The organism is Nocardiopsis sediminis, from assembly GCF_042650565.1.
Classification (GTDB): Bacteria; Actinomycetota; Actinomycetes; order Streptosporangiales; family Streptosporangiaceae; genus Nocardiopsis_B; species Nocardiopsis_B sediminis.
Genome location: NZ_JBHSBH010000010.1, coordinates 140,264 through 156,383 on the forward strand (window position 1 = coordinate 140,264; position 16,120 = coordinate 156,383).

The window sequence follows — 16,120 nt, forward strand, 5'->3', positions numbered from 1 at the left end:
CCCCCGCCGGCCTCGGCGGGGCGCCTACCCCATCGAGGGATCGATGCGCGAGAGCCGGATCTCCTCGATGTCCAAGCGGTTCTGGATCAGCCGCAGCACCGTGTCGTCGATGTGCCGCTGGTCGCGCAGCCGGACGATCGCGGCACGCTTGTGGGCGAGCAGGGCCAGCCGCAGGCGGGTGTACTCGCTGTCCAGCCGGAGGACCTCCTCGTCTGCGGACTCGCCGGTTTCGCGGGCGCGCAGGATCTCCAGGTGCTCCTCGTACTCGCCCCGGAGCCGGTCGACGACGCCCTGGTCCGTGCCCAGCTCCGCGGCGATGCCGGGCAGCGCGTCCAAGGCCTCCTGGGCCGCCGTGACCTCGGCGAACCGGCGTTCACGCGCCACGCTGTCACCGGGCAGCCGCGCCCAGCGCGTCGTCGGGGCCAGGGCGAGCCCCTGGACCACCAGGGTCAGGGCCACGACGCACGCCGTCACGAACACGATGAGGTCGCGGTCGGGGAACGGCGCCCCGGAGTCGAGCGTCGCCGGCACGGCGAGCGCGGCGGCCAGGGAGACCGCGCCGCGGAACCCGGCCACCGTGCTGACCGCCCGGGCGCGGTTGCTGATCCGCCGCAGCCGCTGCTGGGGCCGGCGGTCGACCAGTCGGATCGTGTAGGCGGCGACGATGAGGAAGGCGAAGCGCACGGCGACGATCACCACCCAGACGACCACGACGCCGGCCAGCGCCGCCCACAGGTCGGTGCTGACCAGGGCGCGCAGCGTCGTCTGCGCCTCGATCCCCACCAGGACGAACAGCGCCGCGTTGATCAGGAAGGTCGCCAGCGTCCAGAACGCGATGGTCTGCTGACGGGTGGCGGCCACCCCGATGCGCGGCCCGACCCGGCTCATCACCAGCCCGCAGACCACCACGGCCAGCACACCGGAGGCCTCGGCGAGTTCGGCGAGCAGGAAGGCGCAGAACGGGATCAGCAGGATCAGCACGTTGCCGAGGAGGGGATCGGTGACGCGGCGCCGCGCCAGGACGCCGAGCCAGGCGATCAGCGCACCGGCGGCGATGCCCCAGGCGTAGGCGAGGGCGACCCGCCCGCCGATGCCGCCGGCGCTGAAGGGCTCCGATCCGACCGTGACGCCCACGGCGATGCCGTAAAGTACCAGCGCAGTACCGTCGTTGACCAGGCTCTCGGCTCTGAGCGCGGTGACGGTGCGGCGCGGCAGGCACCCGGAGAGGGCGGCGACCGCGGTGGCGTCGGTGGGGGCGACCGCCGCGCCCAGAACCCACGCCGGCCCCCACGGCAGGCCGAGGGCGTGCGCGGTGACCGCCACGGCGGCGGCGGTGACGACCACCAGCAGCGTGCTGTTGAGGACGATGCCGCGCAGCGTCGCGCGGATCTCCCGCAGCGACGTGGTCAGCGCCTCCCAGTAGAGCAGGGCGGGCAGGAACACCAGCAGCATCAGCTCGGGCGGCAGGTGGATCCGGCGCAGAGCGGGCACGAACCCGAGCGCGATCCCGGCCAACAGCAGGAGCACCGGCGCCGCGACCCCGGTGCGCCGCGACAGCCCGCCGCACACGAGGATGACCGCGCCCAGCATCACCACCAGCTCCAGAGCCGCCACAGGTCCTCCCCCCGCGATCATCATCCGCCCGGCGGGCAACGGGGCCGGGCCGCGACACTCTCACCCGGGGCGGTGCGAAGCGGGGGAGCCGCCCGAGGCAGGGGCCGGGACGCCCCTCGAGATCAGGATGAAGAGCGGCCCAATCTCAGAATGAAGAGGGGCTCAGACCACTTTCATCCCCTCCTCATCGCGGTGCCGGATGCTGGAACCCCGAACCACCGCTGACAAGGAGTTGCCATGCGCGCCAGGACGACGATCCTCCTCTCCTCCGCCGCCGGGCTGCTGGCCGCCGGAGCCGGGGCCTACGTACTGGCCGGTGATCCCGAACAGCCGGCGGACCCGATCCGGGTCAGCGCGGTCACCGCGGGCGGCGCGTCGAACGGAGCGCCTGCCGATGCGGGCGCGTCGAATGGGGCGCCTGCGGATGCGGGCGCGTCGAACGGCGCACCTGCCCATGCCGGTGCGTCGACGCAGCCGGCCGCCGGGACCGAGCAGCTCACGGGCGTGCTCAGCGCCGGGGACGACCCCGACGACTGGCGGGTGGCGGACGTCGACGTCGACTTCGGCCCCGAGGAGTGGCTGCTGACGAACCCGGAGGCCGGCGACCTCGACGGCGACGGCACCACCGACCCGGTCTTGGACGAACTGCGCGCACTTGAGGGCCGGGAGGTCACCCTGGACGTGCGCTATGACGATGACGACCACGATGATGACGACCGCGACGACGATGGCGATCGCGACGATGACGACGACAATCGCGACGCCGACGCCTTCACGATCAACGGGACCACCTTCCGTGCCCCCGAGGGCCCCGCCCCGTGGCAGAACACGGGTGACAGCCCCGAAGCCGACCGCGACACGGTCGCCACCGCCGCCGAGCAGGCGATCGGCGACGGCGCCCAGGCCACCGAGGTGGAGCGCACCGACGAGGACGGCTGGGAAGGCTGGGAGGCCGAGGTCCGCGCCGCCGACGGCCGGGAACACGACGTCCTCCTCGACGCCGCCGGCGAGGTCATCGACACCCGCACCGACGACTGAACCCGCGACGTCCGCCAAGAGGCCCCGCGAAGTACCCGATCACCGGCAAGGTGATCGGGCCCGGCGGCCGCCCCGAGGACACGGTTTCGGGCGCGCCGGGCTTTTCCAGCCGACGAACGGAACCCACGCGACCTCGGGCGCGGACTCCGGAGTGAACGGCATGGACGGGCCGGTGAGCGGGGCGCCTTCCGCCGGGGCCGACGATGCCCCGATCCCGGCGAGCGGTAAGGGCCCGGTGAATGCACAGGTTCGGGGCCGGTCGCCTTCTCCGATGAGGGCTGAACCCCGTCACGACCGGGCCGGCCGACCGCCGTATCCGGGCGACGGAGGGCTCGCCGGCCGGCCGACGGTGTCGGTACCCCCTCGCCTGCGCCGCACCCCCGGTGCGGAGACGGGCTATTGCGCGGGACCATATGCCGCCGTACTGTCGTGGGGCCGTGGTGTTCGGGAAGTCCGGTGGGAAACCGGCGCGGCCCTCGCCACTGTGAACGGGTAGTCCGATGCCCCGTCCCACCGCCTCCGGCGGTGCGGGCGGCGACGGTCACTGGAGGCGCCTGCGAGGGCGTCGCCGGGAAGGCCGGCGGAGGGCGCTGACCCGCAAGCCAGGAGACCGGCCACGGCGTGACGACCGTCCACGAGGTGCTGGAGATGGGTCTCCTGATATGCATATCGCCGAAGGCTTTCTGCCGTGGCAGCACGCAGCCGCCTGGACCGCTGCGTCCGCCCCTTTCGTCGTCCACGGCGTACGGTCCCTGACCGCCGCCGTCCGCGCCGACCCCGACGCCAAACTGCTCATCGGCGCCTCCGGCGCCTTCTGCTTCGTCCTGTCCGCCCTGAAGATCCCCTCGGTGACGGGCAGCTGCTCGCACCCCACCGGCGCCGGCCTGGGGGCGATCCTCTTCCGGCCGCCCGTCATGGCGGCCCTCGGCACGATCACCCTGCTGTTCCAAGCGCTGCTCCTGGCACACGGCGGGCTGACCACGCTCGGCGCCAACGTGTTCTCCATGGCGGTGGTGGGCCCGTGGGTGGGCTACGGGGCCTACCGGCTGGTCCGCGCGGCCACCCGCTCCCTCCCCGAGACGACGGCGCTGGGGGCCGCGGTGTTCACCGGCGCGGCCCTGGCGAGCCTGAGCACCTACACGGTCACCAGCCTCCAGCTCGCCCTGGCCTTCCCCGATCCGGCGGGCGGCCTCGTCGGGTCGTTCGTGAAGTTCGGCGCGATCTTCTCCGTCACTCAGGTGCCGCTCGCGGTCATCGAAGGCCTGGTGACCGTGGTGATCATGCGGCTGCTGACCACCGCGAGCCGCGGCGAGCTGCTGCGCCTGGGCGTGCTGCGCGCGGCCGGCGGCCCCGCGGCCCCGGCGGCGGCCGACGGAAAGGCGGTGTGACCGTGCCCAAGACCTCGACGACCTGGCTCCTGGTGGCGGCGGTCGCCGCCATCGCCGTGCTGCCCCTGCTGATCGGTGCGGGCGACCACCTCGCCGAGCCCTTCACCGGGGCCGACGGGCAGGCCGAAGACGCCGTCACCGAGCTGCGCCCCGGCTACGAACCCTGGTTCGCCCCGCTCTACGAGGCCCCCTCCGGCGAGGTCGAATCCGGCCTGTTCGCCCTCCAGGCGGCCATCGGCGCGGGGGTGATCGGCTACTACTTCGGCGCCGCCCGGACCCGTAGCCGGCTGCGCGCGGAGCGGTCGCCCGATCCGGGCACACGCGACTCCGGCTGACCGGCGCGGCATGCTCGCGATCGACGCGGCCGCCTACCGCAGCCCGTGGCGGCGGGTCCACCCCGCCGCCAAGGGGGCCTTCTTCGGCGGCCTGCTCCTATGCGCGCTGACGCTGCCGGCCTGGCCGGGCGCCCCACTGACGGCGGCGGTCGCGCTGGCGGCGGCCCTCGGCCCGGCGCAGGTGCCGCCGCGGGCCTTCGCCCGGGCGGCGTGGGCACCGTTGGCGTTCATCCTCACCGGCGCGGCGACCCTGCTGGTGGGGGTCGGGGGCGGCGACGGGCTTCTCGCGTGGACGCCCGACGGAACCGCCTGGGCCGCGGAGATCAGTGCCCGCGCCGCGGCGGCACTCGTGTGCCAGCTCGGCTTCGCCTTCACCACCCCGCTGGCCGAGCTGCTGCCGCGGCTTACCGCCATCGGCCTGCCGACCGCGCTGGTGGAGGTCGTGGCGTTGGTCTACCGCATGCTGTTCGTCGCCCTGGACACCGCCCGGCGCATCGGCGCCGGGCAGGCCGCGCGCCTGGGCTACAGCGGGCGGCGTGCGCGGCTGCGGTCCCTGGGGTCGCTGGGCGCCGCGCTGTTCATCCGTTCCTACGATCGCGCGCGGCGCATGCAGCACGGGCTGGAATGCCGGGGCTACACCGGCGAGCTGCGCGTGCTGTTGGACCCGCTGCCGCTGCGCCCGGCCGCCGTTGCCGCGTGCGCCGCGCCCCCGCTGCTGGTCGCCGCGGCGACCCTCGCCTACACCTATGGAGTCCGCCCGTGACCGACGGAGCCCCGGCCGTCCCCGCCGCTCCCGCCGTGCTCTCCGGGCACGGCCTCACCTTCGGCTACGACGGGGCCGCGCCGGTGTTCACCGGGCTGACGGTCGAGGCCGCCGCCGGCGAGGTCCTGGCCGTCCTGGGGCCCAACGGAGGCGGCAAGACCACGCTGCTGCGGCTGCTGGCCGGCAGCCTGACCCCGGACGCCGGCGAGGTGCGGCTCGACGGTGTCCCGGTGACACGCGGTCGCACCGGGCGGGACGCGCTGCGCCGCAGCGTCCAGCTGGTCTTCCAGGACCCCGATGACCAGCTTTTCTCCGCGAGTGTGAGCCAGGACGTCTCCTTCGGTCCGATGAACCTGGGCCTGCCCGCCGGCGCCGTGCGGGAACGGGTGGCCTGGGCGCTGGAGGCCCTGGACATCGCGGGGCTGGCCGACCGGCCGACCCACCTGCTCTCCTACGGTCAGCGCAAGCGCGTGGTGCTGGCGGGGGCGCTGGCCATGCGGCCCTCGGTCCTGGTGCTGGACGAGCCGACGGCCGGGCTCGACCCCGCCGGGGTGGAGTCGCTGCTCGCCACGCTGGAGGGCCTGCGTGCGGCGGGCACCGCGCTCGTGGTCTCCACCCACGACGTCGACCTTGCCTTCCGTTGGGCCGAGCGGGCGGTGGTGCTCGACCGCGGGCTGCTCGGTGCGGGCCCGGCGCGCGCGGTCCTCGCCGACAGCGGGCTCCTGGCCGCCGCCCGGCTGCGCCCGCCGTGGGCGCCAGGGGCCGCGTGCGCGCTGCGCCGCGCCGGCCTGCTCGCCGAGGGTGCCCCTGCTCCGGCCACCCCGCAGGAGGTGGAGCGGCTGGTGGAGGACGGGCGGTGACCGGCGACGTGGGGTGGACGGCGGTGCCGCGGGGGCGCGTGCAGCGGGCACAATGGCGGGGCCGGAAGAGCAGTGGCGGAGGGGGATCCGTGGGCGTTTCGATCTACTACACCGCGCGGCGGGACCAGGGGCTCACCCCGCATGAGCGGGGAGAGGTCGAAGGGATCGCCGATCAGGGCACCCGGGACCTGTTCGGCGAGATCCAGCGCCGCCTGCCGCAGTGGCGGGAGGCCGGCGTCGTACCGGCCGGCCTGGACGATGCCGCGGAGGTGTGCGAGGGGCTCGGCTTCTACCGGGACGCGGCGCTGGAAGCGGGCGTCGTGCTGGCGGGGTCGAGCAAGCTCTCCCACGGCCGATGCGGGACCGAGGTCATGCTCGTCCAGATCGACCATTACGTGGACCTGCTCGCGGACATCCGGCGCGCCGTGCCGGAGGCGGCCTGGCGCGTGCACATCGAGGATTCCGACCTGGTGTGGCGCGATGGCCGGTACCACCTCCCGCAGTGAGAGACCCCCGTGTGCGGCCGGCGCGGCGTCCCCCGTCCGCGCCGGCCGCCGGGGGAGGGCCCCGGTGCCGTGGGCGTGTCGGCGCCCGGGCCCTACTTCGACTCGATCCGGCCCAGGGGATCGGTGCTCTGCGACAGCGCCGTGCGCGCCGCCGGCCAAGCCGCGTCTTCCGGATAGAGGGCGCTGCGCAGGTAGGCCCAGGTGAGGTGCTGGATCAGCGCCACGCGTCCGGGGTGCTCGTCGGTGGTCTCCGCGGCTTCGTAGCCGGGGATGCCGCCGAGTGAGTGCTCCGCCCCGAACAGGGTGAGCAGGCTCTTGTCGCCGGGGCTCAGGAAATAGGGGTCTGTCATCCAGTCCGGTCCGCGGACGGTCAGCGCGGAGTCGTCGTTGTCCCCGGCGACCACGAGCGCCGGTGTGGTCATGTCGGCGAAGCTCGCGTTCAGGAACGGGAAGTTCTCGACCGCGAACGGGGTGAGGTCGGCTCCGCCCTGCCCGGCGGTGGCGAACAGCACGCCCGCGCTGATGCGCGGGTCGGACAGGTCCTCTCCGATCTTGGTCTCCGGGTCCAGGACGCGCAGGCCCAGCAGGTTGGCCACCGTCTGGCCGCCGAAGGAGTGCCCGGCCGCGGCGATGCGGGTGGGGTCGAGCCGCCCGCCCAGGCCCGGGACGGCGGCCGCCAGGACGTCGAGGTGGTCGAGGATGCTCTTCATGTCCTCGACCCGGTGGCGCCAGATCCGCGGTGTACGGGGATCGTCGGGGGAGAGGCCCAGCGTCCTGGAGTCCAGGTGGGTGGGCTGGATGACGACGAAGCCGTGGGCGGCCCAGAAGTCGGCCAGCGGGCCGTAGGCGTCCAGCGACGAGCCGAAGCCGTGTGAGAAGACGATGATGGGCAGTTCGCGTCCGGTCGCGGGCGCGGATACGCGCACGTGCAGATCGTGGCCGCGGTCCGGGGCGGGCAGCACCACCGGCTTGACCGAGACGATCGGGGCGGGCGCGCTGATGGCCACGTCGGTATTTGACATCGCATGTCCCCTGTTCTGGCATGATGGGTAATCGGAACCTCGCTCCGGAAATATACGGAGCATTGTTCCGCTTGGCAAATGGCGGTGGAAGGAGCGGCACGGTGGACGATGGTGGCGAGGGCGCGCAGCGCGCAACGCCCGGCACGGGCAAGCGGGCGGACGCCCGGCGCAACGAGGAGGCGCTGCTCGACGCGGCCGCCGCGGTCTTCGTCGCCTCAGGCGTGCAGGCGCCGGTGCGCGACATCGCGGCCAAAGCCGGAGTCGGGATGGGCACGATCTACCGCCACTTCCCGACCCGGGCGGACCTCATCATCGCCGTCTACCGGCGCCAGGTCGACGCCTGCGCCGAGGCCGGCCCGGCCCTGCTGGCGGCCGCCGCCACCCCGCACGCCGCACTGGGGAAATGGATGCACCTCTTCGCCGACTTCCTGGTCACCAAGCACGGGCTCGCCGCCGTGCTGCACTCCGAGGACGCCGGCTTCGACACGCTGCACACCTACTTCCTCGACCGCCTCGTGCCGGCGTGCGCCCGGCTGCTCGACGCCGCGGCCGAAGCCGGCGAGATCCGTTCCGACGTGCAGGCCTACGAGCTCATGCGCGGCGTCGGCAATCTCTGCATCGGCGCCGAGCGCGACCCCCGCTACGACGCACGCCGACTGGTCGACCTCCTCATCGCCGGGCTGCGCCGCCCGCCCGAGCCCTCGGCGAGGACCTGACGCGGGCCCGGCACCGGCGTATGCCTCCATGTCCGCGACCGGGGTGCCAACCGTTCGCCTGACCGTCACCCGGAGACGGTGGCCGGAACCGCCCCGGCGCCCGACCATGGCGGGACCGGGCGGCCGCGGGCCGAGGGGAGGGGGATTCCCCGGCGGTGGCACCGGCGCAGGACAACAGGATCACCGACGAAGGGCGGACCGGTCTCCCGGGATCTCGCGCCGGGGACAGGCCGGGGACAGGCCGGGGCGCAGGGACGGAGGACCGACGTGATGGACGACCCGGATCCGATCCGCAGGGGGGCGCCTGAGGCCGGCCGCCACCGGCTGATCCCGTTCTCCGAGGAGATCGCGCGCGAACTCGGTCCCGGCGATGACGATCGCGACGCCCAGCGCGCCGCCGCCCGCACATCGGTCGCGCGGCGCCGCACCCGCATCGCCGTCGTCGTCCTCGTAGCGGCGGCGGTGGCCGCCGGGGCAGCGCTGGCGTGGGGCCCGGCAGCGGACCGGTTCGGGTTGCCGACCGGGACACCGCCCGGGATCCCCGCCGCGCTCTTGGCCGGAAGCCTGCTGACGGCCGGCCTGCTCGGCCTCCGCGCCCGGCGCCTGGGCAAAGTGGTCGAGCACGCCGACGCGACCATCGGCGTCCCCATGCCGTCCGCGCACATCGATGCGTCGATGGAGGGGATCATCGCCCTGCGGGTGGCGATCGACCAGATCCCCGACCTGCCGGAACCGCTCCAGTCGCGGCTGCACGCCGAGATCGGCGGAGCGACGACCTACCGCTACTTCGTGAAGCTCATCGCCGCCGCCCGGCGCGTGCGCGAGGCGTGGGCGAGCGGCGACGAGCGGCGCTGGTCGTCGCAGAGCGCCCGGTTCGTCGACCTCTGCGAGGAGATCGAGGCGTTCTGCGACCGGGTGCAGGCGCTGCTGCGCGACCTCTCCGGCGAGGGGCCCACCCGGCGGTGACCGCGCGCGTCAGCGTACCTGCGCGCGCCAGAGGCGCGCGAGCTGCCGGGTGGCCAGGCGCGACGGTATCGCGCGCAGCAGCGCGTCGCGCAGCCACGCGGCGGCGCCGGTCCGGGAGGTCAGCCGCGACTGCCTTGATGCCGCCCGCATCATGCGCTCGGTACGGGGCCTGCGCTCGGCGTCGTAGCCCAGGAGCCGCCGGGCGGCGTCGGCGGGCTGCGCGCCGGCCAGATGGCGGCTGAGGGCGGCCGCGTCCTCGAACGCCTGGCTCGCGCCCTGCCCGAGGTCGGGCGGCATGGCGTGTGCGGCGTCGCCCAGCAGCGCGATCCGGCCGGAGGCGAATGCGGGCAGGGGCTCGGCCAGGCGGCTGATGGGGTCGACGTAGATGTCGCCGGGCGGGGTGGCCCCGATGAGCTGGGTGACGAGGGGGTGCCAGTCGGCCATCAGGGCGAGCACCTGCTCGCGTGCCGCGCGCGCATCGGGCGGCGCGCCGTGCAGGAGGGAGTCGGTGAACCAGTACAGGCGGTCCTCGCCGACGGGGAACAGGCCGAACATCGCCCCGCTGCGGCTGTCGACCAGCTGGGCGGCGAGCAGCTCGGCGGTCAGGCCGGGTGGCCGGGGCAGCATGCCGCGCAGGTCGAGCCGGCCGGTCCGTTGCGGCCCGGGGTGGGCGGGGAAGAGCTGGGCGCGCAGTGTGCTTCCGATGCCGTCGGCGGCGATCACGGCGTCCGCTCGTGCGACGGGGCTGCCGCCGCTGATCAGAGTCACGCTGTCGGGGCCGGGTTCCAGGAGCTCGATGGGGGTCGCGGTCCGCACCAGGTCCGGGGGGAGCGGGGCGCGCAGCACCCGGTGCAGCTCCGCCCTCTCGATCATGGCCGGTGTCCCGATCTCCTGCTGGGCCCGGGCCATGTCGGTGACCAGCAGCGGCCGTCCGAGGCAGTCGCGCAGGCCGCCGTGGGTCGCGCGCATGGCGTGCCCGCGGACGCCGTCGGCCACCCCCAGATCGTCCAGTGCGCGCAGTCCGTTGGGCATGACCACGATCCCCGTGCCCGCTTCCCGGAGCTCGGCGCCCCGCTCGAAGAGCGTCACCTCGTGGCCCGTGCGATGCAGGCCCACCGCCGCCGCGACCCCGCCCAGCCCGGCACCGACCACCGCGATCCGCATACCCGACCCCCTTTGGTTCACTACGATCGTACTGGTACCGCTATTGGTACCATGGCCGGATGCCGCCCACGAACCCGGGTCGCCGCCGCGCGCTGGCCGACGCCGCCATCGACCTGCTGGCCTCATCGGGCGTGCACGGGCTGACCCACCGCGCGGTGGAGAACGCCGCGGACCTCCCGCCGGGAACGGCGTCGAACTACTTCCGCAGCCGCGAAGCGCTGCTGGTGGCCGCCGCCGAGCGCATCGCCGAGCTGCACCACGCCGACACCGGCCGGGCCGTCGGCCGGGCCGTCGAGCGGCCGGCGACACTGGTCGACCTGCTGACCGAATCGCTGCTCACGGCGGCGACCACCCTGCGCAGCCGCTATCTGGCGATCTTCGAGCTCCAACTGGAGGCGACGCGCCGGCCCGTGCTCGCCTCAGCGCTCGCGGGCCTCCAGGACGCGGCGCTCGGGGTCACCGCCGGGCACCACGACGAACTGGGCACCGCCATCCCGCGCGAGAACATCCCCGCCCTGATCATGCTCTACAGCGGTGCGCTGTTCACCCTGGTGAGCGCGGGGCCGGACGGCGTCAGCAGGGACGCTGTCCGCAGCACGGTGCAGGTCATGGTGGACGGCTGCGGCACGGACGCAGGCCGGCGCCCCTGACCCGGCCGGCCGCCGTTCAGCGGCCCGGCCGGGCCTGCCGCCTCCCGGCTCCCGCCTTCCTCGCCGTGTCCGGCGGCCGCCGGGTCACAGGGTCCCGGCGAGGTTCGCCATGACCCGGTTGACCTGGTCCGGCGTCAACGCTGCGGTGGGCAGCGGATGGGCGGCCCCGGGGCGCAGCCCGTCGAGGAGGAAGGCGATCCCGCGCCGCCAGGCGTCAGGGGCGGCGTCGGCGGCGGCGCGGGCCAGCAGGGCGTTGAGGGCGAAGATGTAGAGCAGGTCCTCGTTGGTGAAGTCCGCGCGCAGGGCGCCGGCCCGCTGGGCGCGCTCGATGATGCGCGCGGCGACGCCCGAGGCCTTGTCGCAGACGGCCAGCAGGCGCTCGGCGCCCGGGTAGCGCCGGGTGACGACGTCGCTGATCGCCGGGTCGGCGGCCTGGGACGCGCAGACGCTCTCCACGTAGTGGACGAACCCGTCCCAGGGGTCGTCGTGGGCCAGGGCGGCGGTGGCGATCTCGTCGAGGCAGGCCGCCGCCAGATCGGTCACCACCTCGTCGATGAGGGCCTCGCGGGAGCCGAAGAGGTTGTAGAGCGTGCCGTGGCTGACCCCGGCGCGGCGGGCGATCTCTTTGAGGGGCACCTGGAATCCGCGTTCGCGGAAGAGTTCGGCGGCTGCCGTCCGCAGCTTCTCCCTGTTGCGTTGCGCGTCGGCCCGCATCCGGTCGTCCTCCTGGTGGTGGTGTGCCCGGCCTTCATGATCCCGCATGTGCCGGGACAACAAATTGACCCATGGGTCAAGTTCAATGCTACCGTGGGGACCGAAAGTTGACCACGAGGTCAAAATAGCTCATGGAAGGGAGCACCCCCATGTCCAAAGCAATCGCCGTGTTCGGCGCCGGTACCGGACTCGGCCTCTCCGTCGCCCGCCGCTTCGGCGCCGAGGGCTTCCGCGTCGCCCTGGTCGCCCGCCGCAAGGACCGGCTGGACGACCTCGTCGCGCGGCTGGCCGACGACGGCATCGAGGCCGCGGCCTTCACCGCCGACCTCGCCGACCACGAACGCGTCCCGGCCCTGGCCGGCGCCCTCCAGGACCGCTTCGGCCACATCGACGTCGTCGAGTACGGGCCGATCGGCGGCGAGCAGTCCTTCACGCCGGCGGCCGAACTGGATGCGGTGACCCTGGACCGGCTGGCCCGGCTGCTGCTGTACACGCCGGTGGAACTGGCCCGCGCGGTGGTGCCCGGCATGATCGAGCGCGGCGACGGCGCGTTCCTGCTCACGCACGGATACACGGCCGTGCAGCCCATGCCCCACCTCAGCGGCGTCGGCCCCGTCATGGCCGCCGCGCGCAACTACCTGTACTCGCTCAACGGGGAACTGGCGGGCACCGGTGTCTACGCGGGCACCCTCGCCGTCGCCGCCCTTATCGAGCGCAGTGAGGCGGCGGAGGCCGCCGGCCGGGGCGCCGGACGCACCGGCGATGGATCGGGCCTCCCATCGGGCGGGACGGAGTTCCCCGTGGTCGACCCCGACGAGCTCGCCCAGTACTACTGGGACATGTACACCCGCCGCGACCGTGTCGAGCAGGTGTACCCGGCGTCCCTGGCCGCCTCAGGCTGACAACGCCCGGTCCGCTCGCGCGGACACTGACGCGGGACCGCGCGGTCAGCCGGCCCGGTGTCCCAGCCCGGCCGAGATCCGCTGGGCCGCGCGGCCCACGACACCGGCCAGGCCGCGCATTCGCGCGGCCGGCATGTAGGGCCGTGTCGCGGCCACGCTGATGGCCCCGGCGATCGCGCCGGCCGCGTCGCGGACCGGCACCGCCACACAGCGGATGCCCGGCTCGTTGTCCTCCAGGTCCATCGCCACACCCGACGCGGCGTACTCGCGCATCCGCGTCAGGAACCCCTCGAGGTCCTCCGGGCGGACCCGGTCGGCCGCCACCGGCGCATCCGCCCGGTAGCGCTCCGGCCACTCGTGCGGGGAGTCCAGCAGCAGCGCCATCCCCACCCCGGTACGGGTCAGCGGCATCCGGTGCCCGATGCGTGAACGCATCTCCGCGCCCCGCGAGCCCGGCAGCTTGTCCAGGTACAGCACCGACGCGCCGTCGCGCACCGCCAGATGGACCGTGTCGCTGAGCTGCGCCGACAGCTCCTCCAGCACCGGCCGGGCCACCACCGGCAGCGGGTTGCCGTGCAGCGCCTGGAAGCCCAGTTCGATCAGCGTGGGCCCGAGCGTGTAGCCGTCGCGCCCACTGCGCAGATAGCTCTCGCGCACCAGCAGCTGGACGAGCCGGTGCGCCGTGCTGCGCCCCAGACCGGTGCGCTCCACGAGAGTGCGCAGATCGGTCGCGCCGTCGGCGACCGCGCGCACCACCGCGAGACCGCGGGCGAGCGTCTGGGTGCCGGGCGGCGCAGGGGTGACCATGCCATGATCCTACATATAGGGACGGTGTTCGCATTATCGGGAACCGGGCCCCACAGTATCGCCTGTGACGGACACCATTCCCGGCCCCGATCGCGCCCGCGACCCGGGCAGGACCGGAACGAGGCCACCGGCCCGACAACGAACCACGCCGGTGCAGGGAAATGGTGCAGGGGAAATGAGGACGATGAAGATCACGTCGATGACGACCTACCTGGTGCCGCCCCGCTGGCTGTTCCTCAAGATCGAGACGGACGCGGGCATCACAGGGTGGGGCGAGCCGGTCCTGGAGGGACGGGCCGAGTCGGTGGCCGCCACGGTCGAGGAACTCTCCGACTACCTGGTCGGCCGGGATCCCGCGCACATCGAGGACCTGTGGACGGTGCTCTACCGCGGCGGGTTCTACCGCGGCGGCGGCATCCACATGAGCGCGCTGGCCGGCATCGACCAGGCCCTGTGGGACATCAAGGGCAAGGCGCTCGGCGTCCCCGTCCACGAACTGCTCGGCGGACGGGTGCGCGACCGGATCAAGGTGTACTCCTGGATCGGCGGCGACCGCCCCGCCGAAACCGCCCGCGCCGCGCGCGAGGTCGTCGACCGCGGCTTCACCGCGGTGAAGATGAACGGCACCGAGGAACTGTCCTACCTCGACACCTGGGACAAGGTCGACCGATGCATCGCCAACGTCGACGCCGTGCGCAAGGCGGTGGGCCCCGACGTCGGTATCGGGGTGGACTTCCACGGCCGCGTGCACAAGCCGATGGCCAAGGTCCTGCTGCGCGAGCTCGAACCCTACCGGCTGATGTTCGTCGAGGAGCCGGTGCTGTCCGAGCACGTCGACGGCTTCGCCGACGTGCTGCGCAACTCGCCGATCCCCATCGCACTCGGCGAGCGCCTGTACTCGCGGTGGGACTTCAAGCAGGTGCTGGCATCGGGGGCGGTGGACATCATCCAGCCCGACCCCTCGCACTGCGGCGGCATCACCGAGGCCCGCAAGATCGCCCACATGGCCGAGGCCTACGACGTCGGCCTGGCGCTGCACTGCCCGCTCGGGCCGATCGCGCTGGCGGCCTGCCTCCAGATCGACGCCGGCTGCTACAACGCCGCCATCCAGGAACAGAGCCTGGGCATCCACTACAACACCAGCAACGACCTGCTCGACTACCTGGCCGACCCGTCGGTGTTCACCTACCGCGACGGCCAGGTCGACATCCCCGGCGGGCCCGGCCTCGGCATCGAGATCAACGAGGACTACGTCGCCGAACGCGCCGCCGAGGGCCACCGCTGGCGCAACCCGTTGTGGCGGCACGCCGACGGCTCGGTCGCGGAGTGGTGAGGGCGCGATGAACGACAACACGACCGCTCCCGCCCGCGCCGGCCTCGCCCGCCAGGCGTCCCGCTTCCGTGTGCTCATCGCGGTGATGCTGTTCGTCACCGTCGTGATCAACTACCTCGACCGCTCCAACCTGTCGATCGCGATGCCCGCCATCGCGCGCGAACTCGACCTGACAACGGCCCAGCAGGGCCTGCTGCTCTCGGCCTTCGGCTGGACGTACGCGGCGTTGCAGATCCCCGGCGGATGGCTCGTCGACCGGGTGCCGCCGCGCGTGCTCTACCCGGTGTGCCTGGTGCTGTGGTCGGCGGCGACCTTCTTCATGGGCATCGTCGGCGGCTTCGTGGCGCTGATCGTCCTGCGCCTGCTGGTGGGCGTGTTCGAGGCGCCCGCCTACCCGATCAACAGCAAGATCGCGACCGCGTGGTTCCCCGAACGGGAGCGCGCCACCGCCATCGGCTTCTACACCTCCGGGCAGTTCATCGGCCTCGCCCTGCTCACCCCGGTGCTGTCCTGGCTCCAGGCGGTCCTCACCTGGCACTGGGTGTTCATCGTGACCGGCCTGGTCGGCATCGTGTGGGCGCTGTTCTGGTACGCGGGCTACCGGGAACCGCGCGAGTCGCGCGCCAACGACGCCGAAGTGGAGCTCATCGAGTCCGGCGGCGGGCTGGTGGACCTGGTGGCGAAACGGCCGGAACGGGCGCGGATCACCCGCTCCGACCTGGCCACCGTGCTCGGCAGCCGGAAGCTGTGGGGCATCTACCTCGGCCAGTTCTGCCTGACCTCGACGCTCTGGTTCTTCCTCACCTGGTTCCCGACCTACCTCGTCGACTACCGGGGCATGGACTACATCCAGTCCGGGTTCCTGGCCTCGCTGCCCTTCATCGCCGCCCTGATCGGCGTGCTGACCTCCGGCGTCGTGTCGGACTTCCTGCTCCGCCGCGGCGCCTTACTCGGCGCGGCGCGCAAGGGCCCGATCATCACCGGCCTGCTGCTGAGCACCCTGATGGTGGGGGCGAGCTTCACCGACTCCACCGCGCTGGTCATCGTGTTCCTGTCGGTGGCCTTCTTCGGCAACGGGCTCGCCTCGATCACCTGGTCGCTGGTATCGGCCCTGGCGCCGCAGCGGCTGCTCGGGCTCACCGGCGGCATGTTCAACTTCATCGGCAACCTCTCCTCGATCGCGACCCCGATCGTCATCGGCCTCATCGTCACCGACGAGAGCTTCGCCCCCGGCTTCGCCTACATGACCGTGGTCACCATCGCGGGGATCCTGTCCTACATCTTCCTGGTAGGCAAGGTAGAGCGCGTCCAGGAGCGCGTGGCGTAACAGCGTGACAGCGGC

17 protein-coding genes and 1 riboswitch are annotated in these 16,120 nt (G+C 73.3%); of the genes, 12 read left to right on the forward strand and 5 right to left on the reverse strand.

The features are described from left to right. Nucleotides 1-24: 24 nt before the first annotated feature. Entirely contained in the window at nt 25-1,614 is a 1,590-nt protein-coding gene (locus tag ACFOVU_RS15615) for a Na+/H+ antiporter (RefSeq protein ID WP_378534262.1), read from the reverse strand. A gap of 237 nt (nt 1,615-1,851) precedes the next feature. Between ACFOVU_RS15615 and ACFOVU_RS15620 the strand changes: the two genes are divergently transcribed. From ACFOVU_RS15620 to ACFOVU_RS15645, 6 genes are all read left to right on the forward strand, one after another. Continuing rightward, nucleotides 1,852-2,652, forward strand: a complete 801-nt coding sequence (locus ACFOVU_RS15620; protein WP_378534264.1) for a PepSY domain-containing protein — start codon at nt 1,852-1,854, stop codon at nt 2,650-2,652. Nucleotides 2,653-3,073: 421 nt separating this feature from the next. Next, a riboswitch (cobalamin riboswitch) is annotated at nt 3,074-3,285 on the forward strand. 29 nt (nt 3,286-3,314) lie between these two features. After that, nucleotides 3,315-4,040, forward strand: coding sequence for an energy-coupling factor ABC transporter permease (locus ACFOVU_RS15625; RefSeq protein WP_378534266.1), 726 nt, complete (start codon nt 3,315-3,317; stop codon nt 4,038-4,040). Then, nucleotides 4,037-4,375, forward strand: a complete 339-nt coding sequence (locus tag ACFOVU_RS15630) for an energy-coupling factor ABC transporter substrate-binding protein (RefSeq protein WP_378534268.1) — start codon at nt 4,037-4,039, stop codon at nt 4,373-4,375. Before ACFOVU_RS15625 ends, ACFOVU_RS15630 begins: the two co-directional genes overlap by 4 nt. 10 nt (nt 4,376-4,385) lie before the next feature. Further along, complete coding sequence (cbiQ, locus tag ACFOVU_RS15635; protein ID WP_378534270.1) at nt 4,386-5,138, forward strand: cobalt ECF transporter T component CbiQ; 753 nt, start codon at nt 4,386-4,388, stop codon at nt 5,136-5,138. Next, on the forward strand, nt 5,135-5,998 hold the full coding sequence (locus ACFOVU_RS15640) for an energy-coupling factor ABC transporter ATP-binding protein (RefSeq protein WP_378534271.1): 864 nt from the start codon (nt 5,135-5,137) through the stop codon (nt 5,996-5,998). Before cbiQ ends, ACFOVU_RS15640 begins: the two co-directional genes overlap by 4 nt. A gap of 89 nt (nt 5,999-6,087) precedes the next feature. Next, nucleotides 6,088-6,504 (forward strand): hypothetical protein, encoded by a 417-nt coding sequence (locus ACFOVU_RS15645; RefSeq protein WP_378534273.1) that lies wholly within the window; start codon nt 6,088-6,090, stop codon nt 6,502-6,504. Nucleotides 6,505-6,596: 92 nt separating this feature from the next. On the opposite strand, the gene ACFOVU_RS15650 is transcribed toward ACFOVU_RS15645, so the two are convergent. Next, complete coding sequence (locus tag ACFOVU_RS15650; protein WP_378534275.1) at nt 6,597-7,526, reverse strand: alpha/beta hydrolase family protein; 930 nt, start codon at nt 7,524-7,526, stop codon at nt 6,597-6,599. Nucleotides 7,527-7,627: 101 nt separating this feature from the next. Between ACFOVU_RS15650 and ACFOVU_RS15655 the strand changes: the two genes are divergently transcribed. Together ACFOVU_RS15655 and ACFOVU_RS15660 are read left to right on the forward strand one after the other, a co-directional pair. Continuing rightward, nucleotides 7,628-8,242: a TetR/AcrR family transcriptional regulator gene (locus ACFOVU_RS15655; protein WP_378534277.1), complete on the forward strand. Its 615-nt coding sequence runs from the start codon at nt 7,628-7,630 to the stop codon at nt 8,240-8,242. Between the two features lie 270 nt (nt 8,243-8,512). Continuing rightward, the gene (locus ACFOVU_RS15660; protein ID WP_378534279.1) at nt 8,513-9,208 is read left to right on the forward strand and encodes a hypothetical protein; all 696 of its coding nucleotides are present in this window, start codon (nt 8,513-8,515) and stop codon (nt 9,206-9,208) included. A gap of 9 nt (nt 9,209-9,217) precedes the next feature. Here the strand turns inward: ACFOVU_RS15660 and ACFOVU_RS15665 are convergent, their stop codons facing one another. Further along, nucleotides 9,218-10,372 (reverse strand): FAD-dependent monooxygenase, encoded by a 1,155-nt coding sequence (locus tag ACFOVU_RS15665; protein ID WP_378534281.1) that lies wholly within the window; start codon nt 10,370-10,372, stop codon nt 9,218-9,220. Nucleotides 10,373-10,431: 59 nt separating this feature from the next. Here ACFOVU_RS15665 and ACFOVU_RS15670 point away from each other — a divergent pair, with 59 nt between their 5' ends. Then, the gene (locus ACFOVU_RS15670) at nt 10,432-11,022 is read left to right on the forward strand and encodes a TetR/AcrR family transcriptional regulator (RefSeq protein ID WP_378534283.1); all 591 of its coding nucleotides are present in this window, start codon (nt 10,432-10,434) and stop codon (nt 11,020-11,022) included. An 84-nt stretch (nt 11,023-11,106) separates the two neighbouring features. On the opposite strand, the gene ACFOVU_RS15675 is transcribed toward ACFOVU_RS15670, so the two are convergent. After that, on the reverse strand, nt 11,107-11,784 hold the full coding sequence (locus tag ACFOVU_RS15675; protein ID WP_378534285.1) for a TetR/AcrR family transcriptional regulator: 678 nt from the start codon (nt 11,782-11,784) through the stop codon (nt 11,107-11,109). 101 nt (nt 11,785-11,885) lie between these two features. On the opposite strand from ACFOVU_RS15675, the gene ACFOVU_RS15680 reads away from it, so the two are divergent. Beyond that, the gene (locus ACFOVU_RS15680; RefSeq protein ID WP_378534286.1) at nt 11,886-12,638 is read left to right on the forward strand and encodes an SDR family NAD(P)-dependent oxidoreductase; all 753 of its coding nucleotides are present in this window, start codon (nt 11,886-11,888) and stop codon (nt 12,636-12,638) included. A 45-nt stretch (nt 12,639-12,683) separates the two neighbouring features. On the opposite strand, the gene ACFOVU_RS15685 is transcribed toward ACFOVU_RS15680, so the two are convergent. Beyond that, entirely contained in the window at nt 12,684-13,445 is a 762-nt protein-coding gene (locus ACFOVU_RS15685; RefSeq protein ID WP_378534287.1) for an IclR family transcriptional regulator, read from the reverse strand. Nucleotides 13,446-13,629: 184 nt separating this feature from the next. Here ACFOVU_RS15685 and dgoD point away from each other — a divergent pair, with 184 nt between their 5' ends. Then, complete coding sequence (gene dgoD / locus ACFOVU_RS15690; RefSeq protein WP_378534289.1) at nt 13,630-14,778, forward strand: galactonate dehydratase; 1,149 nt, start codon at nt 13,630-13,632, stop codon at nt 14,776-14,778. A 7-nt stretch (nt 14,779-14,785) separates the two neighbouring features. Next, nucleotides 14,786-16,105, forward strand: coding sequence for an MFS transporter (locus ACFOVU_RS15695; RefSeq protein WP_378534291.1), 1,320 nt, complete (start codon nt 14,786-14,788; stop codon nt 16,103-16,105). Nucleotides 16,106-16,120 lie beyond the last annotated feature (15 nt).